This is a genomic window from Pseudomonas sp. SDO524_S393 (genome assembly GCF_054071875.1).
Genome location: NZ_JBSVVZ010000033.1, coordinates 52,068 through 70,208, shown reverse-complemented (window position 1 = coordinate 70,208; position 18,141 = coordinate 52,068). Strand labels below are relative to the sequence as shown.

General features: G+C 66.0%; 5 protein-coding genes. 4 read left to right on the top strand and 1 reads right to left on the bottom strand.

The features are described from left to right. The 4 genes from ACW9IB_RS16295 to ACW9IB_RS16280 all read left to right on the top strand — a co-directional run. Positions 1 to 1,880 (top strand): condensation domain-containing protein (locus tag ACW9IB_RS16295; protein WP_457414460.1); only part of this gene is annotated, 1,880 nt, incomplete at its 5' end. Between the two features lie 54 nt (positions 1,881 to 1,934). Continuing rightward, on the top strand, positions 1,935 to 12,023 hold the full coding sequence (locus ACW9IB_RS16290; protein WP_457414459.1) for an amino acid adenylation domain-containing protein: 10,089 nt from the start codon (positions 1,935 to 1,937) through the stop codon (positions 12,021 to 12,023). Continuing rightward, positions 12,020 to 15,757 carry a non-ribosomal peptide synthetase gene (locus tag ACW9IB_RS16285; RefSeq protein ID WP_457414458.1) on the top strand — a complete coding sequence of 1,246 codons (3,738 nt, stop codon included), beginning with the start codon at positions 12,020 to 12,022 and terminating at the stop codon, positions 15,755 to 15,757. The genes ACW9IB_RS16290 and ACW9IB_RS16285 overlap by 4 nt, the downstream gene beginning before the upstream one ends. Then, positions 15,758 to 17,410, top strand: coding sequence for a cyclic peptide export ABC transporter (locus ACW9IB_RS16280; RefSeq protein WP_457414457.1), 1,653 nt, complete (start codon positions 15,758 to 15,760; stop codon positions 17,408 to 17,410). It abuts the gene before it with no gap. Here the strand turns inward: ACW9IB_RS16280 and fhuF are convergent. Further along, positions 17,401 to 18,057, bottom strand: coding sequence for a siderophore-iron reductase FhuF (gene fhuF / locus ACW9IB_RS16275; protein ID WP_457414462.1), 657 nt, complete (start codon positions 18,055 to 18,057; stop codon positions 17,401 to 17,403). The genes ACW9IB_RS16280 and fhuF overlap by 10 nt on opposite strands. Positions 18,058 to 18,141 lie beyond the last annotated feature (84 nt).

The following is an 18,141-nucleotide window of genomic DNA, read 5'->3' as shown; positions in this document are numbered from 1 at the left end:
ACCTGGGGCGCCTCGACCATCAGGTCAAGCTGCGTGGGCAACGTATCGAGCTGGGAGAAATCGACGCCGTTCTGTTGGCCCAGCCGGGCATTACCGGCGCCTGCACGCTGGTGCTCGACAACCGCCTGGTGGCGTTCTACAGCAGCCAGACCGTTCAGGCCGACCTCGGTGCGCCGCTCAGCGCCGAACTGCCGGCCTATATGGTCCCGGTGGTCTGGATCGAGGTGCCGAGCCTGCCGTTGACCACCAACGGCAAGCTCGACCGCAAGGCCCTGGCGGCGTGGCCATTGCCCCAGCCCCAAGAGGTGCTGGTCGCACCGCGCAACGCGCTGGAAAGCCTGATCTGCCGCTTGATCGGCGAACTGCTCGGCGACAGCCTCACCGGCGGCCGTGCCGTGGGCACCCGCGACAGTTTCTTCGCCCTGGGCGGCGACTCGATCCTCGGCTTGAAACTGATCGCACAACTGCGTGAACAGGGTTACGCACTGACGCCCAAAGACCTGTTCCGCGCCCAGACCCCGGCGGCGCTGGCCCTGGTCACCCAGCCGCTGCTGACGGTGGCCGAGCAAGGCGAAGTGACCGGTGCGATGCCGTTGATGCCGCTGCACCAGTGGTTCTTCGACCAACAGCAACCCCAGGCCGCGTACTGGAACCAGGCCGTGCTGGCCGACAGCGACCGTGCCTTGCAACCGGCGCTGGTGCAGGCGGCACTGGACCGCCTGGTGGCCCACCATGATGCACTGCGCCTGCGTTTCAGCCAGGTCGATGGGCAGTGGCAGGCCCACATCGCACCGTCGATGCCGGCGGCATTGACGCTCGTCACCGAGCCTGAGCAGTTGCATCAGGTTGCGCAGGGCCTGGACCTGCAACACGGCCCGCTGTTCGCCGCCGCGCTGCTGGACGGCGAGCCGCAGCGCCTGTACCTGGTGGCCCATCACCTGGTGGTGGATGCGGTGTCCTGGACACCCTTGCTGGAAGACTTCCAGCGCCTGTATGACGCGCTGCAACAGGGCACCCCGGCCACCTTGCCGGCCAAAACCACCGCGTACCGGCACTGGGCCGAGCAGTTGCACGCCCAGGGGGCCAAGGTCAGCGCCGAACGGCCTTACTGGGCGGCGCAGCACGCCAACCGGCCACTGCCACAGGCCAGCGTCGCCGAACGCCAGACCCTGACAACCCAGTGGGACGCCACTCGCACACACCAATGGCTGACCGAAGCCCATACAGCCTATCGCACCCAGCCCGAAGAGCTGCTGATAGCGGCACTGGTCGCCACCCTGGCTGAAGTCGAGCGGCGCAGCGACATCGTGGTCGACCTGGAACGCCATGGCCGTGATGCGCTGTTCGAAGGCCTGGACGTGAGCCGCACCGTGGGCTGGTTCACCACCCTGTTCCCGTTGCGCGTGAGTGCCAGCGGCAGCGTCGGTGATTGGGTGCGCCAGGCCAAGGAAGCCTTGCGCGGCGTACCGGGCCAGGGGCTCGGCTACGGTTTGCTGCGCCTGCGCGGCGAATTGCCGGCTGGCGGTGGTGACGTGTTGTTCAACTACCTCGGCCACGAGCAGGCCCCCCAGGGCTGGTTGCGCGCCAGCACGCTGGCAGCGCCGCCGGAGGTCTCGCCGGCCAACCGCGTGAGCCATGCCCGTGAAGTGGTGGCCTGGCTGGAAGACGGCGTGCTGCGGGTGCAGTGGCATACGGTCAGTGCGGACACCGACCGTCACCTGCCCGCGCGCCTGCTGGAGCATTTGCAGGCGCTGCTCGAACACTGCCTGGACCCGCAGGCCGGCGCCCTGATGCCGTCCGATTTCCCGCTGGCCAAGGCGCTGAATCAAAAGTCCCTGGACACGTTGCTGGGCAAGCTCAAGAGCAAACCGACTTCCTGAAACCGCTGCGCTGCGCAGCGGTTTCCCCAAGCATTTGAAATGGATCGCCAAAGCATGAACAACATTGAAGACATCTACTCCCTTTCGCCGACCCAGCACGGTTTGCTGTTTCATACGGTGGTCGAGCCGGATTCGCGGGTGTACTACCAGCAACTGAGCCTGGAAATGAACGGCCCGCTGGATTTGGCCGCGTTCCGCGCGGCCTGGCAGGCGCTGATGCAGCGCCACGCCGTGCTGCGCAGCGCATTTCTGTGGGAAGACCTCGACGACGCCTACCAGGTGGTGCAAAGCGATCTCGACCTGCCCTTGACCGAACTGGACTGGCAAGGCCAGGCCGACACCCGCGCCGCCCTGCAACACCTGGCGCTGGAGCAGCGCGCACAACCGCTGGAGCTTAATGACGCACCGCTGATGCGCCTGGCCCTGGTGCGCCTGGAACCGCAGCGCTGGCACCTGATCTGGACCTTCCATCACATCATCATGGATGGCTGGAGCGTCGGCATCGCGATCCAGGAATGGCTCGCGCTCTACTACGAGCAGGCCCACGGGCGCCCGGCCAACCTGCCGCCGACCCGCGCCTACCGTGACTACATCGCCTGGCTCGCCGAGCAGGACATGGCCGCCACCGAAGGTTTCTGGCGCGAGCAGTTGCAGGATGTCAGCGAACCCACGCCCCTGCCCGACTTCGGCCTGCGCCTGAGTACACCGACCGACGCCCCCTGCGCCGAGCGGGAACACCGCCTGGAAGTGGCCGAAACCGAACAGCTGTCGCAATTTGCGCGCCGCCACAACCTGACCCTCAACACCCTGATCCAGGGCGCGTGGGCACTGCTGCTGGGCCAGCATGCCGGGCGTGACGACGTGATCTACGGCGTGACCGTGGCCGGTCGTCCGGAAAACCTGGCGGCCATCGACAGCACCGTGGGTCTGTTCATCAACACCCTGCCCTTGCGCGTGCAGTGGAGCGAAGGCCCGACGCTGGTGGACTGGTTGCAGCAGTTGCAACAGGCCAACAGCGACCTGCGCCACCACGCCTACCTGCCGCTGGGCAAGCTCAAGTCGATGAGCAAGATCGCCGCCGAACGCGCGCTGTTCGACTCGATCCTGGTATTCGAAAACTTCCCGGTCACCGACGCCCTCAACCAGGACGCCGGCGGCCTGAGCTTTGCTGATCCGAATCGCGACCCGGCCAGCGACGGGCTGACCCTGACCCAGGGCCGCAACCACTTCCCGCTGTCACTGATCGTGGTGCCGGGCGAACAGTTGCACTATCTGTTCAGCTACAACCGCAGCCGCTTCAGCGACGCCGAAATCGCGCAGCTTTCCCGGCAATTACGCGCCGTCTTGCTGGCGATGGCGGCACAGCCGAATTGCCGCGTGGCTGAGCTCGACTGGTTGAGCGCTGAAGAACGTCAACACGTGCACAACCTCGGGCGTGGCGCATCGTTGGCGGTGCCCGACGCCTGCCTGCACGAGCGCTTCGAACAGCAGGTGGCGGCCAACCCCGGTCAATTGGCGGTCCGTGACCGCCTCGGCGCCTTGAGTTACCGCGAGCTGGATCAACGCGCCAACCGCCTCAGCCAATATCTGCGGGCACAGGGCATCGGCAGCGATAGCCTGGTGGCGCTGGCACTGGAGCGCAGCAACGATTTCGTAATCGCGCTGCTTGCCACCCTCAAGGCCGGCGCGGCGTATCTGCCGCTGGACTTGAAGCAACCCGCTGGGCGCCTGGCCGATGTGCTGCAAGACAGCCGCGCGGCACTGCTGATCGGTGCGGCCCCATCGCCGTTGTTGAACGGCCTGGCCGCCCACACGCCGCTGCTGTGCCTGGCCGAGCAGGCCGAGGCCATCGCCGCATTGGCGGACACCGCGCCGGCTGTCGTCCACCGTGCGGACGCAGCGGCCTACGTGATCTACACCTCCGGCTCCACCGGCACGCCTAAAGGCGTGGTGGTGGAACACCGCGCCATCGTCGACTATCTGACGGCGGTGCACGCCGTGCTCAACCCACCGGCGGGTGCACGCTACGGTCTGCTGTCGAGCGTGGCGGCGGACCTCGGTCATACCCAATTGTTCGGCGCCCTGTGCAGCGGCGGCAGCCTGTTGCTGGTGGATGACGACAGCGGCTTCAGCCCGTTGGCCCTGGCCGAGCTGTTCAGCCAGCATCCGGTGGACGTGCTGAAAATCACCCCGAGCCACCTCAGCGGCCTGTTGCAGGCGCTGCCCGATGCGCGCTTGTTGCCCAAGGCGCTGCTGGTATTCGGCGGTGATGCCCTGAGCCCGGCGCTGCTGGCCCAGGTCAACGGCCTGGCGCCGCAGCTGCGGGTGTTCAACCACTATGGCCCGAGCGAAGCGACGGTCGGCGCGATTGCCACCGCACTCAGCCCCGGCCAGCGCAGCATTGCCCTGGGTCGCCCGCTGCCGAACCGACGCCTGCGGGTGGTGGATGCCCGGGGCCAGGACGTGGCCAGCGGGATCAGCGGCGAACTGCTGATCAGCGGCGCACTGGCGCGGGGTTACCTGCACCGTGACGACCTCACCACCGAACGCTTCCACAACGACGATGAGGGTCAACGCTGGTACCGCACCGGTGACCGCGTACGCTGGCTGGTAGACGGCCAATTGGCGTTCCTGGGCCGGGTCGACAGCCAGGTGAAGATTCGTGGCAATCGCCTGGAACTGGGCGAAGTCGAAGCGCAGATCAAGCGCCTGTCGCCGTTGATCGAACAGGCCGTGGTGCGCGCCGTCGAACTGGACGGCAGCCTGCGCCTGGTGGCCTGGCTGGTGGCTAGCCAGTCGCTGTCGCCGGTCAAACTGCGTAACGACCTCGGCACCCGCGTGCCGGATTACATGGTGCCGGCGCACTTCATCACCCTGGATGAACTGCCCCTGACCCGCAACGGCAAGCTGGACGTCCAGCGCCTGCCGCTGCCGCACAAGGCGAACGACGACAGCGCCACCCACGTGGCGCCGCGCAACGACGTCGAAAGCCTGCTGGCGACGATCTGGCAGGACGTGCTCCAGCGCGAACAGGTGGGCGTGCACGACAACTTCTTCGCCATTGGCGGCGACTCGATCCTGAACTTGCAGATCATCGCCCGGGCCAATCAGCAAGGGCTCAAGCTCACCCCGCGCCAGTTGTTCGAAAACCGCACCATCGCCGACATCGCCCGCGTACTGGGCGCCGATGCCAGCCATTCGGTGGCCGAACAACGGGCCGACGGCTACGCCTTGCCGTTGGCCGCCGGCCAGCGTGCGCGCCTGGAGCAAAACGCCCTGGCGGCCACCTGGCGCTGCGTAGCCCTGCCCCAGGCCCTTGACCGCGAACTGCTCGGCCAGGCCCTCGCGGCCCTGCAACAACAGCATCAGGCATTGCGTCTGGCCCTCGACGGCGATGGGCAGCAGCGCGTGCTGGTGGCACCCAAAGCCGCGTCGATCAGCCAGGGCAGCTACGTGCCGGAACAATTGCAGGCACTGGCCCAGGCCGGTGTCGACAGCCTGGACCCGACCGCCGGGCAAACCCTGCATGCCAGCCTGCTGAGTGCTGACGGCCAGCACTGTGTGTTGCTCGCCGCGTCGCCGTTGTGCCTGGATGAAGCCTCGTGGCCGTTGCTGCTCAGCGACCTCAACCTGGCGCTGGGGCAACTGCTGTACCAGCGACCGGTGCGGCTGTCTTACGCTGGCGGCAATTTCACGCCGTGGGTCCGCCATCAACAAGCCCATGCCGAAGGCGATGCGCTGGATGACGCCTGGGAACACTGGCTGCAATACGCCGGCATGGACACCCTGCAACTGCCCCACAGCCCGCAGCCGAGCCAGGTGGTCGAGCAACGTTTGAGCGCCGACCTCTCAGGCGAGCTCAAACGCCTGGCCGAACGCCTGCACCTGGACTGGAACAGCTTGTTGGCCACCGCCGTGGCCGAACAATGCCGCGCTGTCGCGGGCGACGGCCTGCTCGCCCTGGACCTGCACGCCGCACGCCCGGTGGCGGAGCGCCTGCCGGTCAATGCGCCTATCGTGCTGGCCGACCTCGAACCGCAGCGCATCCTCGGTGCCCTGGACCTGGCCGTGCCGGTGTTTCTGCAGACCGGCGGCGCCACCGCGCTGCAACGCTTGCAGGCGATCACCGCGCAGTTGCGCGCCTACCCGCAGCACGGCGCGGATTACGCGGCCTTGCGCTACCTGTCGGACAACACCTATTTGCAGGAGCCGTTGCGCGACCTGCCAGCGGCGCCGATTGCCATTCACTGGCGCGGCGACTTCGACAGCCATCGTGAGTCGCGCGGCCTGCTCGGCGCGGTGACCGCCGCCAATGCCCCTACGCCTTCTGCCCATGCCTTGCGCCTCGACGCCCACTGGCAGAACGGCCAATTGCACCTGCGTTGCGAAGGTGCACTGGCGCGCGAGTGGGCGCCGCAATTGATCGAACGCCTGAGCGCGCTGGCGACCTTGCTCAAGGAGACCGACCTGCGTCCGGCCAGCGAAGCCTTCCCGCTGTGTCACGCCCAGGCCGCGAGCCTGGCGAGCGAGCCGCTGGACTGGGCGAACCTGGAAGATGTCTACCCACTCTCCTCCATGCAACAGGGCATGTTGCTGCACACCTTGCTGCAACCCCACAGCGGCATCTACCTGATGCAGCAACGCTACAGCTGGGACGGCGCGTTGCAGCGCCCGGCCATGGAAGCCGCGTGGCAGCTGTTCCTCGAACGGCACCCGATGATGCGCACCGCATTCTGGTGGCAGGACGATCACGCGCCGTTGCAATGCGTGTACCGCAACACCCCGGCGGCCTTCGACTGGCAGGACCTGCGTCACCTGGATGACGCTGCGCAGCATGCGGCGATGGACCAGGCCCTGGAAGCCCAGCGCGTGCAGGGCTTCGACATGGCCAGCGCGCCACTGACCCACCTGCGGGTGTTCCAGCTCGACGACCGCCGTTTCGCCGTGGTGCGCAGCTTCCACCATATCCTCACCGATGCCTGGTGCTTCGGCCTGTTGATGGAAGACCTGCTGGCGATTTATCAGGCCCAGGTACGCCAGGAGCCGGTGGCACGTCCGCGCCTGCGCTCGTTCCGTGGCTACATGAGCTGGCTGGAACGCCAGGATCAGGCCGCCGCACTGGCTTTCTGGCAAACCGAGCTGCAAGGCTTCAGCGAGCCAACCCCGTTGCACGTGGACAGCGCCCTCGCCCGTCCAGAGCAAGCGCCGGAAGCAGTGGGTGATGTCGACCGTACCTTGAGCATCAGCCAGACCCAGCGGCTACAGCAGCTGTGCCAACACTACCAACTGACACCCAACACCTGGATCCAGGGCGCCTGGGCTCTGTTGTTGTCGCGCTACAGCGGCCAGCGCGACGTGCTGTTCGGCGTGACAGTGGCCGGTCGCCCCACCGACCTGGCGGGTGTCGAAGAAATGGTCGGGCTGTTCATCAACAGCTTGCCGCTGCGCGTCGATGTGGACCCCGAGGCCCGGGTGGCGGACTGGCTGCAAGCGTTGTTGTCCCACAACGCCCGCCTGCGCGAGCACGAAAGCGCCTCGCTGGTGGATATCCAGCGCAGCAGCCAAGTGCCGCGCGGCCAGCAGCTGTTCGACAGCCTGGTGGTGTTCGAAAACGCCCCGCTGGACATCAGCAGCGTGCAACTGGACGCCTTCAGCATCGATATCTACGAAGACCGCGTACACACCAACTTCCCGATGACGGTAGTGCTGTACCCCGGCGACCGCCTGGGCATTCGCCTGTCCTACGACAACCAGCGGTTCAGTACCGACACGGTGGAGCGCATGCTCGGTCACCTGACGCAGTTGCTCTCCAGCATGCTCGACGCGCCGGAGGCCACCTTGGCCAGCCTGGCCATGCTACCGGCTGCCGAACGCCAGCAATTGCAGGTGGACTGGAACCACAGCGCGGTCGATTTCCCATTGAACGAAGGCTACGCCGCGTTGTTTGCCGAACAGGTGCGCCGCCGACCTGAGCAAGTCGCAGCGGTTGATCAGCAGCAGTCGTTGACCTACGCCGAGCTGGATCGGCGCGCCAATGCCGTCGCCCACGCCTTGCAAGCGGCAGGCGCCGGGCCTGAGACCCTGGTGGCGCTGTTCGCCGCACGCGGCCTTGAATTGCTCACGCTGATGATCGGCACACTCAAGGCTGGCGCGGCGTTCCAGGCCCAGGACATCCAGCAGCCGGCGAAGCGCCTGGCCGAATTGCTCGACCTGGGTGAAGCCCCGCTGCTGCTGGTGTGCGAACACGCCACCGGCGTGCTGGACGACGTACTGCCGAAAACCCTCAAGCAACCCACCTGCCTGGTCGCGCAGACGCTGTGGCAAGGCGAGGCCAAGCCGGCGGTGCAGTACGCGCACACGCCTGACCAACTGGCTTATGTGATTTTCACCTCCGGCTCCACCGGCACCCCCAAGGGCGTGATGGTGGAACAACGCGGCATGCTCAATAACATCTTCGGCAAGGTGCCGGCCCTGGGCCTGGGCGAACACGACCGGATCGCCCAGACCGCTTCGCCGGCCTTCGATATCTGCGTATGGCAGTTCCTCGCCGCGCCGCTGGTGGGCGCGACCGTGCAGATCCTGCCGGACGCTCAGGCCCACGACCCGGTGGCGCTGCTCGATGCTGTGCAAGACCTGCAACTGACCTTGCTGGAAACCGTGCCGGCGCTGATTCGCGGCATGCTCCAGGAAGCACGCCCGGAACACCGCCTGACGCACCTGCGCTGGCTGCTGCCGACCGGCGAAGCGCTGCCACCGGCGTTGGCCCAGGACTGGTTCGCGCGTTTCCCGGCGATCCCGCTGATGAACGCCTATGGTCCGGCGGAATGCTCGGACGACGTGGCGTTCTACCCGATCACTACCGCACCGGGCGATGACTGCCTGCACATGCCGATTGGCCGCCCGACCGCGAACAATCAGGTGTTTGTCCTGGATGCCGACCTGCGCATGGTGCCCATCGGCGTACCGGGCGAGCTGTGCATCGGCGGCGTCGGCGTAGGCCGTGGCTACCTGCGCGATCCGCAGCGCACCCGCGAAGCCTTTGTAACGCACCCGTTCGAGCCTGGCGCGCGTCTGTACCGCAGTGGCGACATTGGCCGTCTGCGCGCCGATGGCGTGATCGAATACCTGGGTCGCCGTGACCAGCAAGTGAAGATTCGCGGCCATCGCATCGAATTGGGCGAGATCGAAAACCGTCTGATGCAGCACCCGGCGGTGGACAGCGCGGCCGTGTTGGCGCTGCCCGACAGCCGAGGCGCGCTGCAACTGGTGGCCTGGTACGTACTCGATGCCAGCGCCGGGCTGGGCGGGCAAACAGCGCAACAGGCGTTGACCGCGCATCTGGCCGGGCAACTGGCGGCGTATATGGTGCCGGCGCGCTGGATCAGCCTGGCGCAGTTGCCGCTGAGCCCCAACGGCAAGGTCGACCGCCGTGCCCTCGCCGCCCTGGACGTGGCCCACGCCGAGCCGGCCGAAGGCGTGTCGGTGGCACCGCGCACACCGACCGAGCAGGTGCTGGCCGCGCTTTGGCAAGAAATCCTCGGCGTCGATCAGGTCAGCGTGCATGACGACTTTTTTGCCATTGGCGGCCATTCATTGCTGGCCACCCAGGTGCTGTCGCGCATCCGCCGGCGCCTGAACGTGCACCTGCCGCTGCGCACGCTGTTCGAGGGCGGCACCCTGGAGCAGTTGGCACAGACGGTCGATCAGCACGCCCGGGAGCTGGACGACAGCGAGATTCTGCCGGTACCGCGCAACCAGACCCTGCCGCTGTCCTACAGCCAGCAACGCCTGTGGTTCCTCGACCGTTTCGAAGGCCCGAGCGCGGCGTACAACATGTCCAGCGTGGTGCGCCTGCGTGGCGCGCTGGATATTGCGGCGCTGCAAAACGCGCTGCAACGCGTGCTGGAGCGTCACGAATCACTGCGTACCGGCTTCCAGCTCAAGGGGGATCAACCTTGCCAGGTGATCCATGAAGCGACACCGCTGGACCTGACGCCTCGCCACATCGAGCCCCAGGCGCTACAAGCGGCGATCGACCAACAGGCGGCGCTGCCGTTCGACCTGCAACAGGCGCCGATGCTGCGCGCGCAATTGCTGCGCGTGGGTGAGGACGACCATGTGCTGCAACTGGTGCTGCACCACATCGCCACCGATGCCTGGTCCATGGGCATTCTGATCCAGGAGCTGATCACCGGTTACCAGGCCTATTCCAGCGGCTCGACACCGGTGTATACGGCGCTGCCGATCCAATTCGCCGACTACGCCCACTGGCAACGCAGCGAAGCGCAACAACGCCAACTGGCGCGCGCCATCGATTACTGGCGCCGCCAGCTCGATGGCGCGCCCACCTTGATCCCGTTGCCGCTGGACGCTCCGCGCCCGACACAGCCGGACTATCAAGGCGCGGTGTTGACGCAACACTTCAGCCCGGCCCACACCCACGTGCTCAAGGCTTACGCCCAGCAGCACCGGGCGACGCTGTTCATGGTGCTGCTCAATGCGTTCAACAGCCTGCTGCAGCGGGCCACCGGCAGCCACGACTTTATCGTCGGCACCGACCTCGCCAACCGCGAACACCCGGCGCTGGAAAACCTCATCGGGTTCTTCGTCAACGTGTTGCCGATCCGTGCGCGCTTGAGTGAGTCCGACAGCTTCGACAGCCGCCTGCAACGCCTGCGGGACGACTGCCTGGCCGCCTTCCAGCACCAACAAGTGCCGTTCGACAAGCTGGTGGAAGCCCTGCAACCGCCGCGCACACCGGGGGTCAACCCGCTGGTGCAGGTGTTGTTCGTGATGCAGAACACACCACAAGGCACGGCCACGTTGTCGGGGCTGGAGGTGGAGCACCTGGAACCGCGTCAGGAAACCAGCAAGTTCGACCTCGCGGTGTTTGTCGAGGAAGACGAAACCGGCCTGAACGTGCGCTGGGTGTACCGCACCAGCGTGTTGCAGGCGCAGACCGTTGCCCGTCTGGAACAAGGTTTCGAGCAACTGGTGCAACAGCTGACCCTGGACGACTGGGCGTGGCGCCTTGACGGCGACAGCGCCGCGGTTGCCGTGGTGGCGGATGAGGCGCAAGCCCGCAGTGCGCGCAAACTGTCGAAGATGAGCAAACTCAAGCAGACCCGCGCCACCGCCGTGAGCCAGCTGGCCCATGAACAGGTGCGCACGCGCACCCTGAGCGACACGCAGCCGCTGCCACTGGTGATCGAACCGCTGTTGGCCGACCTCGACCCGGTGCACTGGGCCGAGCAGGCCCGGGACTGGATCAACGCACAGTTGCGCACCCATGGCGGCTTGTTGTTCCGCGGTTTCAACCTGCCGGACGCAAGTGCTTTCGAGCAGTTCGCCCAGGCCATCGAGCCGGACCTGTACGGCACCTACGGCGACCTGCCGAAAAACACGTCAGGCAAGAACATCTACCACTCCACACCGTACCCGGAACAACACATGATCCTGTTCCACAACGAAAGCTCGCACCTGCCGCAATGGCCGCGCAAGCAGTGGTTCTTCTGCGAAATCCCGGCACCCAAGGGCGGCTGCACGCCGATTGTCGATTGCCGCCAGGTGCTGGCGCAGTTGCCGCCGGTCATCGTCGAACGCTTGCAGGCCCTGGGCCTGCTGTATGTGCGGCACTTCACCGACAAACTGGACGTGCGCTGGCAGGACTTCTTCAAGACCGAGCAACGCGAGGAAGTCGAGCGTCAGTGCCGGCAATCGGGCATGCGCTGGGAATGGCTGGGCGACGACAACCTGAAGATTGCCCAGTATTGCCCGGCCATCGTCGAACACCCCGACACCGGCGAGCGTTCGTTCTTCAACCAGGTGCAGTTGCACCACAGCGCCTGCCTGGAGCCGGAGGTGCGTGCCAACCTGATCAAGCTGTTTGGCGAGGGCAACTTGCCGCGCAACGTGTATTACGGCGACGGCAGCGTCATCGAGGATGCGGTGATGGACGTGATTGGTGCCGCGTACGAAGCCTGCGCCGTGCGTTTTGCCTGGCAAAAAGGCGACATGGTGATGCTCGACAATATGCTGGTGGCCCACGCCCGCGACCCGTTCGAGGGTGAGCGCAAGATCTGCGTGGCCATGGGGCAAATGATGAATCGTGAACAACTGCAAGGTGTGGGGGAACAGGCATGAGCCAATACGAGCAGCAAGCGGCATTCGCCCTGTCCCCGCAGCAGCGCAGCCAGTGGCTGGCGAATGCGCCGCCGGCACGCTTGAGCGTGCAAGTTCGCGGGGCGGCGGCACTGGCAGGCCTGCGCGAACGGCTGGCGGCACTCACCGACTGTCACGACGCGTTGCGTTTGCAGGCACGGCCCCAGCCCGGCTTGCAGGTGCCGTTGCAAAGCGTGGCGGCGGCTCCGTCCATCAGCCTTGAAGTAGAGGCGCTGGCGGACGATGTGCAGCAGGTCACCGTGCAATTGCCGGCACTGGCCGCCGACCGTGGCACCCTGCTGCGCCTCGCCCGGGCCTTGGGTTCGGCGCAAGCGCCGCAGCCCGACGACGAGGCCATGACCTACACCCAGTACAGCGCCTGGGTGCACGACCTGCAAACCGACGAAGACGCTGAACTGGGCCGACAATTCTGGGCCGACCTGGCCCTGGGTGAGTCCGCCGGCAGCGAATTGCTGTACCGCGAGGTACGCAACGATGCGCACGCGGTGTTGCTGACCACCTCGGCCAGCGTTTCCCCTGAGTTGAGTGCGGCGCTGCGACGCCAATCCGCCCCGGTCGAACAGGTGCTGATGAGCGCCTGGGCCGTGTTGCTGCAACGCTTGAGCGCCACCGACAGCCCAGGCCTGACCCTGAACTGGGTGCATGACTGCCGCGACGACTATGAGGAACTCGCCGACTGCTGGGGGTTGTTCGCCAAGGCGCTGCCCCTGCCCTGGCAGCCCGCGCCTGAAAGCACCTTCGGCCAGCGTTTGACGACGCTGCAGGCACTGTGTGAACAGGCCATCGAATGGCAGGAGTACTCGCCGCCCGTCGACACCGTCGCGTTTGGCTTCCAGTGGGCCGCTGATGTGGCTGGCTCGCTCAAGATCACCGCGCTGGAGGCGAACCCTGCCGGCATGGAATTGCTGCTGATCGCGCAAGACCAGGGCAACGGCGCTTATCGCCTCGATCTGTGCCATCAGGCCAACCGCTACAGCGTGCAGGCCGCCGAAACCCTGCTGGAGCAACTGCAATCGTTGCTGCTCGACGCCCTGAACCATCCGGCCAAGCCGCTGGCGGAGCTGTCGCTGCATGCGCCGCGTTTTGCGCAGGTATTGGCCGCGTGTGAAACCACGGGCGCGCCGGGGTTCGTCAGCGTGCCTGCGCGCTTCAACGAGACTGCCACGGGTTTTGCCGATCACCTGGCACTGCGCGACACGCACCTGCACCTGAGCTATGCCGAGCTGCACGCGCGCAGCAATCAGCTGGCGCATTATCTGCGCGCCCAGGGCGTCGGTCGCGAAGACCGGGTGGCGTTGTACCTGGACCGTTCGGCGTCGATGGTGCTGGCGATGCTCGGCGTGCTCAAGAGCGGCGCGGCGTTCGTGCCGCTGGATGTGCATCAGCCAGCGCAACGCACCCTGGCGATGCTGCAACAGGCGCAGCCGCGTTTCGTACTCAGCGGCGCGGCGGGCCCTGCCCCGCTGCTGGCGAATGCGGGCAGCCTGGATCTGCGCGACACCGCCACTTGGCAGCAGGCGCCGATGACTGAGGTGGCGCACGGGATTCAACCCCAGGACGCCGCCTATGTGCTGTTCACCTCGGGCAGTACCGGTTCGCCCAAAGGTGTGATCGTGGAGCACGCGCAACTGGCCAGTTATGTGTCCAGCGTGTCCGCACGCCTGCAACTGGCCCCGGGCGAACGCAGTGCCATCGTCACCTCGCTGGCAGCCGACCTGGGTTACACCCTGCTGTTCCCGGCCCTGCTCAGCGGCGGCGAACTGCATTTGCTGGACAAGGACATCGCCATGGACGCCCACGCCTGGGCGGCCTGGCAGGCGCAATACCCGGTCGATCACCTGAAAATCGTGCCGTCGTTGCTCGACGCCTGGCTGCTCAGCACAACCGGAGCGGATGTGCTGCCCGGCAAACAACTGATTCTCGGCGGCGAAACCTGCTCGCCGCGCCTGTTGCAGCAACTGCGCCAGCGTGCGCCGGCATTGACGTTGTTCAACCACTATGGCCCGACGGAAACCACCGTAGGCGTGGCGATGCACCGGCTTGAGCCGAGCTGCGATTACCGTCGCCTGCCGTTGAGTGACCGCCTGGACGGCATGCGCCTTTACCTGCTCGACGACAGCCTGCAACCGGTCGCGCCGGGGCAAGCCGCCGAACTGTATATCGGCGGCCCGCAACTGGCGCGCGGTTATCTGGAAGCGCAGCAGGACACCGAGCGGTTTATCGAGCGCGACGGCGAACGCCTCTACCGCAGCGGCGACCGCGCGCGCTACCGGCATGACGCCAGCCTGGAAATCAGTGGCCGAGCGGATCGCCAGGTCAAGGTGCGTGGCTTTCGTGTGGAACTCGACGAGATCCAGGCGCAACTGGCCAGCCTGCCGGGCGTGGCCCAGGCGGCGGTGGAATGCATCCCCAAGGGCGAGCTTGGCCAGCAACTGTTCGCCTTCCTCACGCTGACACCCGGGCAAACGCCCAGCGTGGCGCAACTGCATGGCCAGGCCCAGGACCGTTTGCCGGACTATATGCTGCCGAGCTTGCGTATCGTCGAAGCGCTGCCGCTGATGGGCAACGGCAAACTCGACCGCAAGACCTTGCAGCAATGGGCCGACAAGGTCCTCGACAGCGTCGGCAGTGCCTTGCCGCGCACACCGCTGGAAGCGTTGCTGGCTGACGTCTGGGCCCAGGTACTGGGCCTGGAGCGGGTGGGCATCGACGATGATTTTTTTGCCCTCGGCGGGCATTCGCTGGCGGCGGTGAGCCTGGCCAGCCGCTTGCAAACGGTGTTGTCGGCGCCGGTCACGGTGAACGCGGTGTTCAACGCGCCCAGCGTGGCGGCGTTCGCGACGCTGGTACAGGCGCAGTTCCAGCTGTCGCCGCTGGTGCGGTTGTCGAGCACCGACAGCGGCCCTCAGTTGTTCTGCTTCCACCCCTCCACCGGCCATGTGCAGGATTACCGCGCGCTGTTGCCCCATCTGCCGAACTGGCAACTGTGGGGTTTGCAGGCTGCGTACCTGGGCACGGACAGCGCCGCCCAGGCAGACAGCGACCTCGAACGCCTGGCGGCGCTGTACGTCGAGCACTTGCGCCGCCAGCAGCCCCACGGGCCGTATCATCTGCTGGGGTTTTCCCTCGGCGGGTTGCTCGCAATGAGCGCGGCCGCGCAGCTGGAGCGCGACGGCGAACAGGTGGCGTTCCTCGGCATTCTCGATTCGCAATACCAGCGCCAGGCAGCGCCGGACAGCGCGCAAACCCTGCTGGCGGCGTCAGCCCAGGCGTTGACGGCGGACAGCCAGGCCGCGCTGCGCCAGTTGCCGCTGACGGCATTGACCGCCAGACTCGACGCCCTGCCCGCCGCCGAGCGCCTGCCGGAACTCGCTCAGTGGGCTCAACAACAAGGCTTGCAACTGGATGGCGACAGCTGGGAACACCTGCACACCCGCCTGGGCTACGAGCAGCACACGCAACGCCTGCTGGCCAGTTTCCAGCCGCCGCGGCTAAGCTGCCCGGTTCACGTATGGTGGGCCAGCGACACGTTGCAGGCCGCCGACTTTGCCGACCCGCAGTGGGAACACCTGAGCAGCGGGCCGCTGGTGCGCGAAGTGGTTCAGGCCCAGCACTTGAACATCCTCGAGCAACCGGTGGTGCATCAACAATTGGTGGCGAGCCTTGCGGCCATCGCTACAGACGGAGCGGTTTGAATGGATTTGCTGATACTCATGGCCCGGCGCTCGTGGCGCGCGCTTTCGGTCGCGACCTTGACCGGCCTGGCCTGCGGCCTCGCGGCGGCGGGTCTGATCGCCATGATCAACCACAGCCTCACGGTGTTCGAACAATTGCGCCCGATCGATAGCGCGTACTTTGGCGCTTTGGTGCTGCTGGTGGCGGTGTCGCGGATCATCTCCGACATCAGCCTGCTGCGCCTGGGCCAGGCCGCTGTCAACGATATGCGCCTGCACCTGAGCGCCAAGTTGATCGACACGCCGTACGCGCAATTGCAGAAACTCGGCAAGCACCGCCTGCTGGCGATGCTGACCGACGATACGCAAACCATCAGCCAGGCGGTGGAGTTGGTGCCGATCCTGCTGGTCAACGGCGGCATCATCGTCGCGTGCCTGGCCTACCTGGGCTGGCTCAGCCTGCCGCTGTTGGGCTTGACCGTGTTGTTGATCGTGCTGGGTAGCTTGAGTTTCAACTGGCCGCAGCGCCGGGCGCTGACCTCGATTTCCCGGGCGCGGGAGCTCAAGGACCAACTGTTCGATCACTACCGCCTGCTCACTGACGGCAGTAAAGAGTTGCAGCTCAACCACCCGCGTCGCCAGCATTTCTTCGCGCGCCTGCTGCTGCCGGTCAGCCAGCAGTATCGCCGGGATTTCGTGCGCGGCATGAGCATCTATGCCGTGGTGCTGAACTGGGGCAACGCGGTGTTCTACCTGCTGATCGGCGTGGTGTTGTTTGCTGCGCCGCACTTTATCGAGCTGAGTGTGAGCCTGGTCACCGGGTATATCCTGGCGATTCTGTACATGATCACCCCGCTTTCGGAACTGATGCATGCCCTGCCGACCCTGGGCCGGGCCAGCGTGGCGCTGAACAAGATCCGCGCATTGGAAGGCGAGATGCAAGGCGCCCATGAAGCCATCGAAACCTTCGCGCCGACCCACGTGCGCAGCCTGGTGTGCCGCCAGGTCACCCATACCTATTACCGCGAGCGCGAAGACGGGCATTTCACCCTGGGGCCCATCGATGTGACGCTCAACGCCGGGGAAACCGTATTCATCACCGGCGGCAACGGCAGCGGCAAGACCACCCTGGCGCTATTGCTCACCGGCCTCTACCGCCCGGAAAGCGGCGACGTGATGTTGGACGAACAGGTGTCCTCCAGTGACGACAATCACCATTATCGCCAGCATTTTTCGGCGATCTTCACCGACTTCTGCCTGTTCGAAAACCTCTTCGACGGCGACGATCCGCACTTGATGCAGCAGGCCCAGGATTACCTGGTGCACCTGCAGCTGGATCACAAAGTGCATATCGAACACGGGCGGTTGACCACCCTCGCGCTGTCCACCGGGCAACGCAAGCGCCTGGCACTGCTCAGCGCGTACCTGGACGACCGCCCCTGCTACCTGTTCGACGAATGGGCCGCGGACCAGGACCCGGTGTTCAAGCACTTCTTCTACACGCGGATCCTGACCGACCTGCGCGAGCGCGGCAAACTGGTGATCGTGATCTCCCACGACGATGCGTACTTTGGTCTGGCGGATCGACTGATCCGCATCGAACATGGGCGCTTGAGCGAAGTGGAACCGGTGGCCGAAACACGCCCGGCGGGCATGGTTCAGCCTCAGTCGTAGAGGTAATGCAGGTAGCTGACCTGCTCGGCCACGGGCAGGCGATGCAGTTTGGGGCAGGATTCGCACAGCACCAGCGGCTCGCCTTCCACCAACTCGTGCAACTGGTAATGCAGGCAGCAATGCCGACGCAAGGGCAACTGGGCGCAGATCTCCGGCGCGGGCGACGGCACCTGGCGCTGCAAGCCGCGCAGCTTCAAGCGACCGTCATTTACGGTGACCGGCTCCAGCCAGCGGTGCGCCTCGGCAAAGCCTTCGCGGCGCAGGTCGCGGTCAAGCCGTTCGAAGGCACCGTCCCAGATCGCGACAAAATTGCCCCAGAGGATCTTCGGCGCCAGGCCGCCCGCCGCTGCCAGGGTGTTAAAAAGCGGCGCCAAATGCTCATGCACCCAGCGTGACAGGTAAGCGGCACGCCCGTGCACCGCCAGCGTGGGCACCGGGTTGGCAAAGTGCAAGGCAAGGGGTTGGCCGCCGTCCAGCCGCAATACGCTGCCGTCATCCCAAAAATCAATGGCCCAGTCCAGCGTCAGCAGGCATGCCAGCGTGGCGGGCACGGTGATGCTCATGTAGTTCATCGACCACTGCGAAGCCACCGCCGCCTTGTTGATCCCCGGATAGCGCAGCGCGAACTCGGCCAGCACCGGGTGCAGCACGGCGGGGTCGGCGGCGTGGCGGAGGACGATGGAAGGTTGATCATTCGGCTCGTGCTGGATGACCCGTTGGATGGGCGGCCA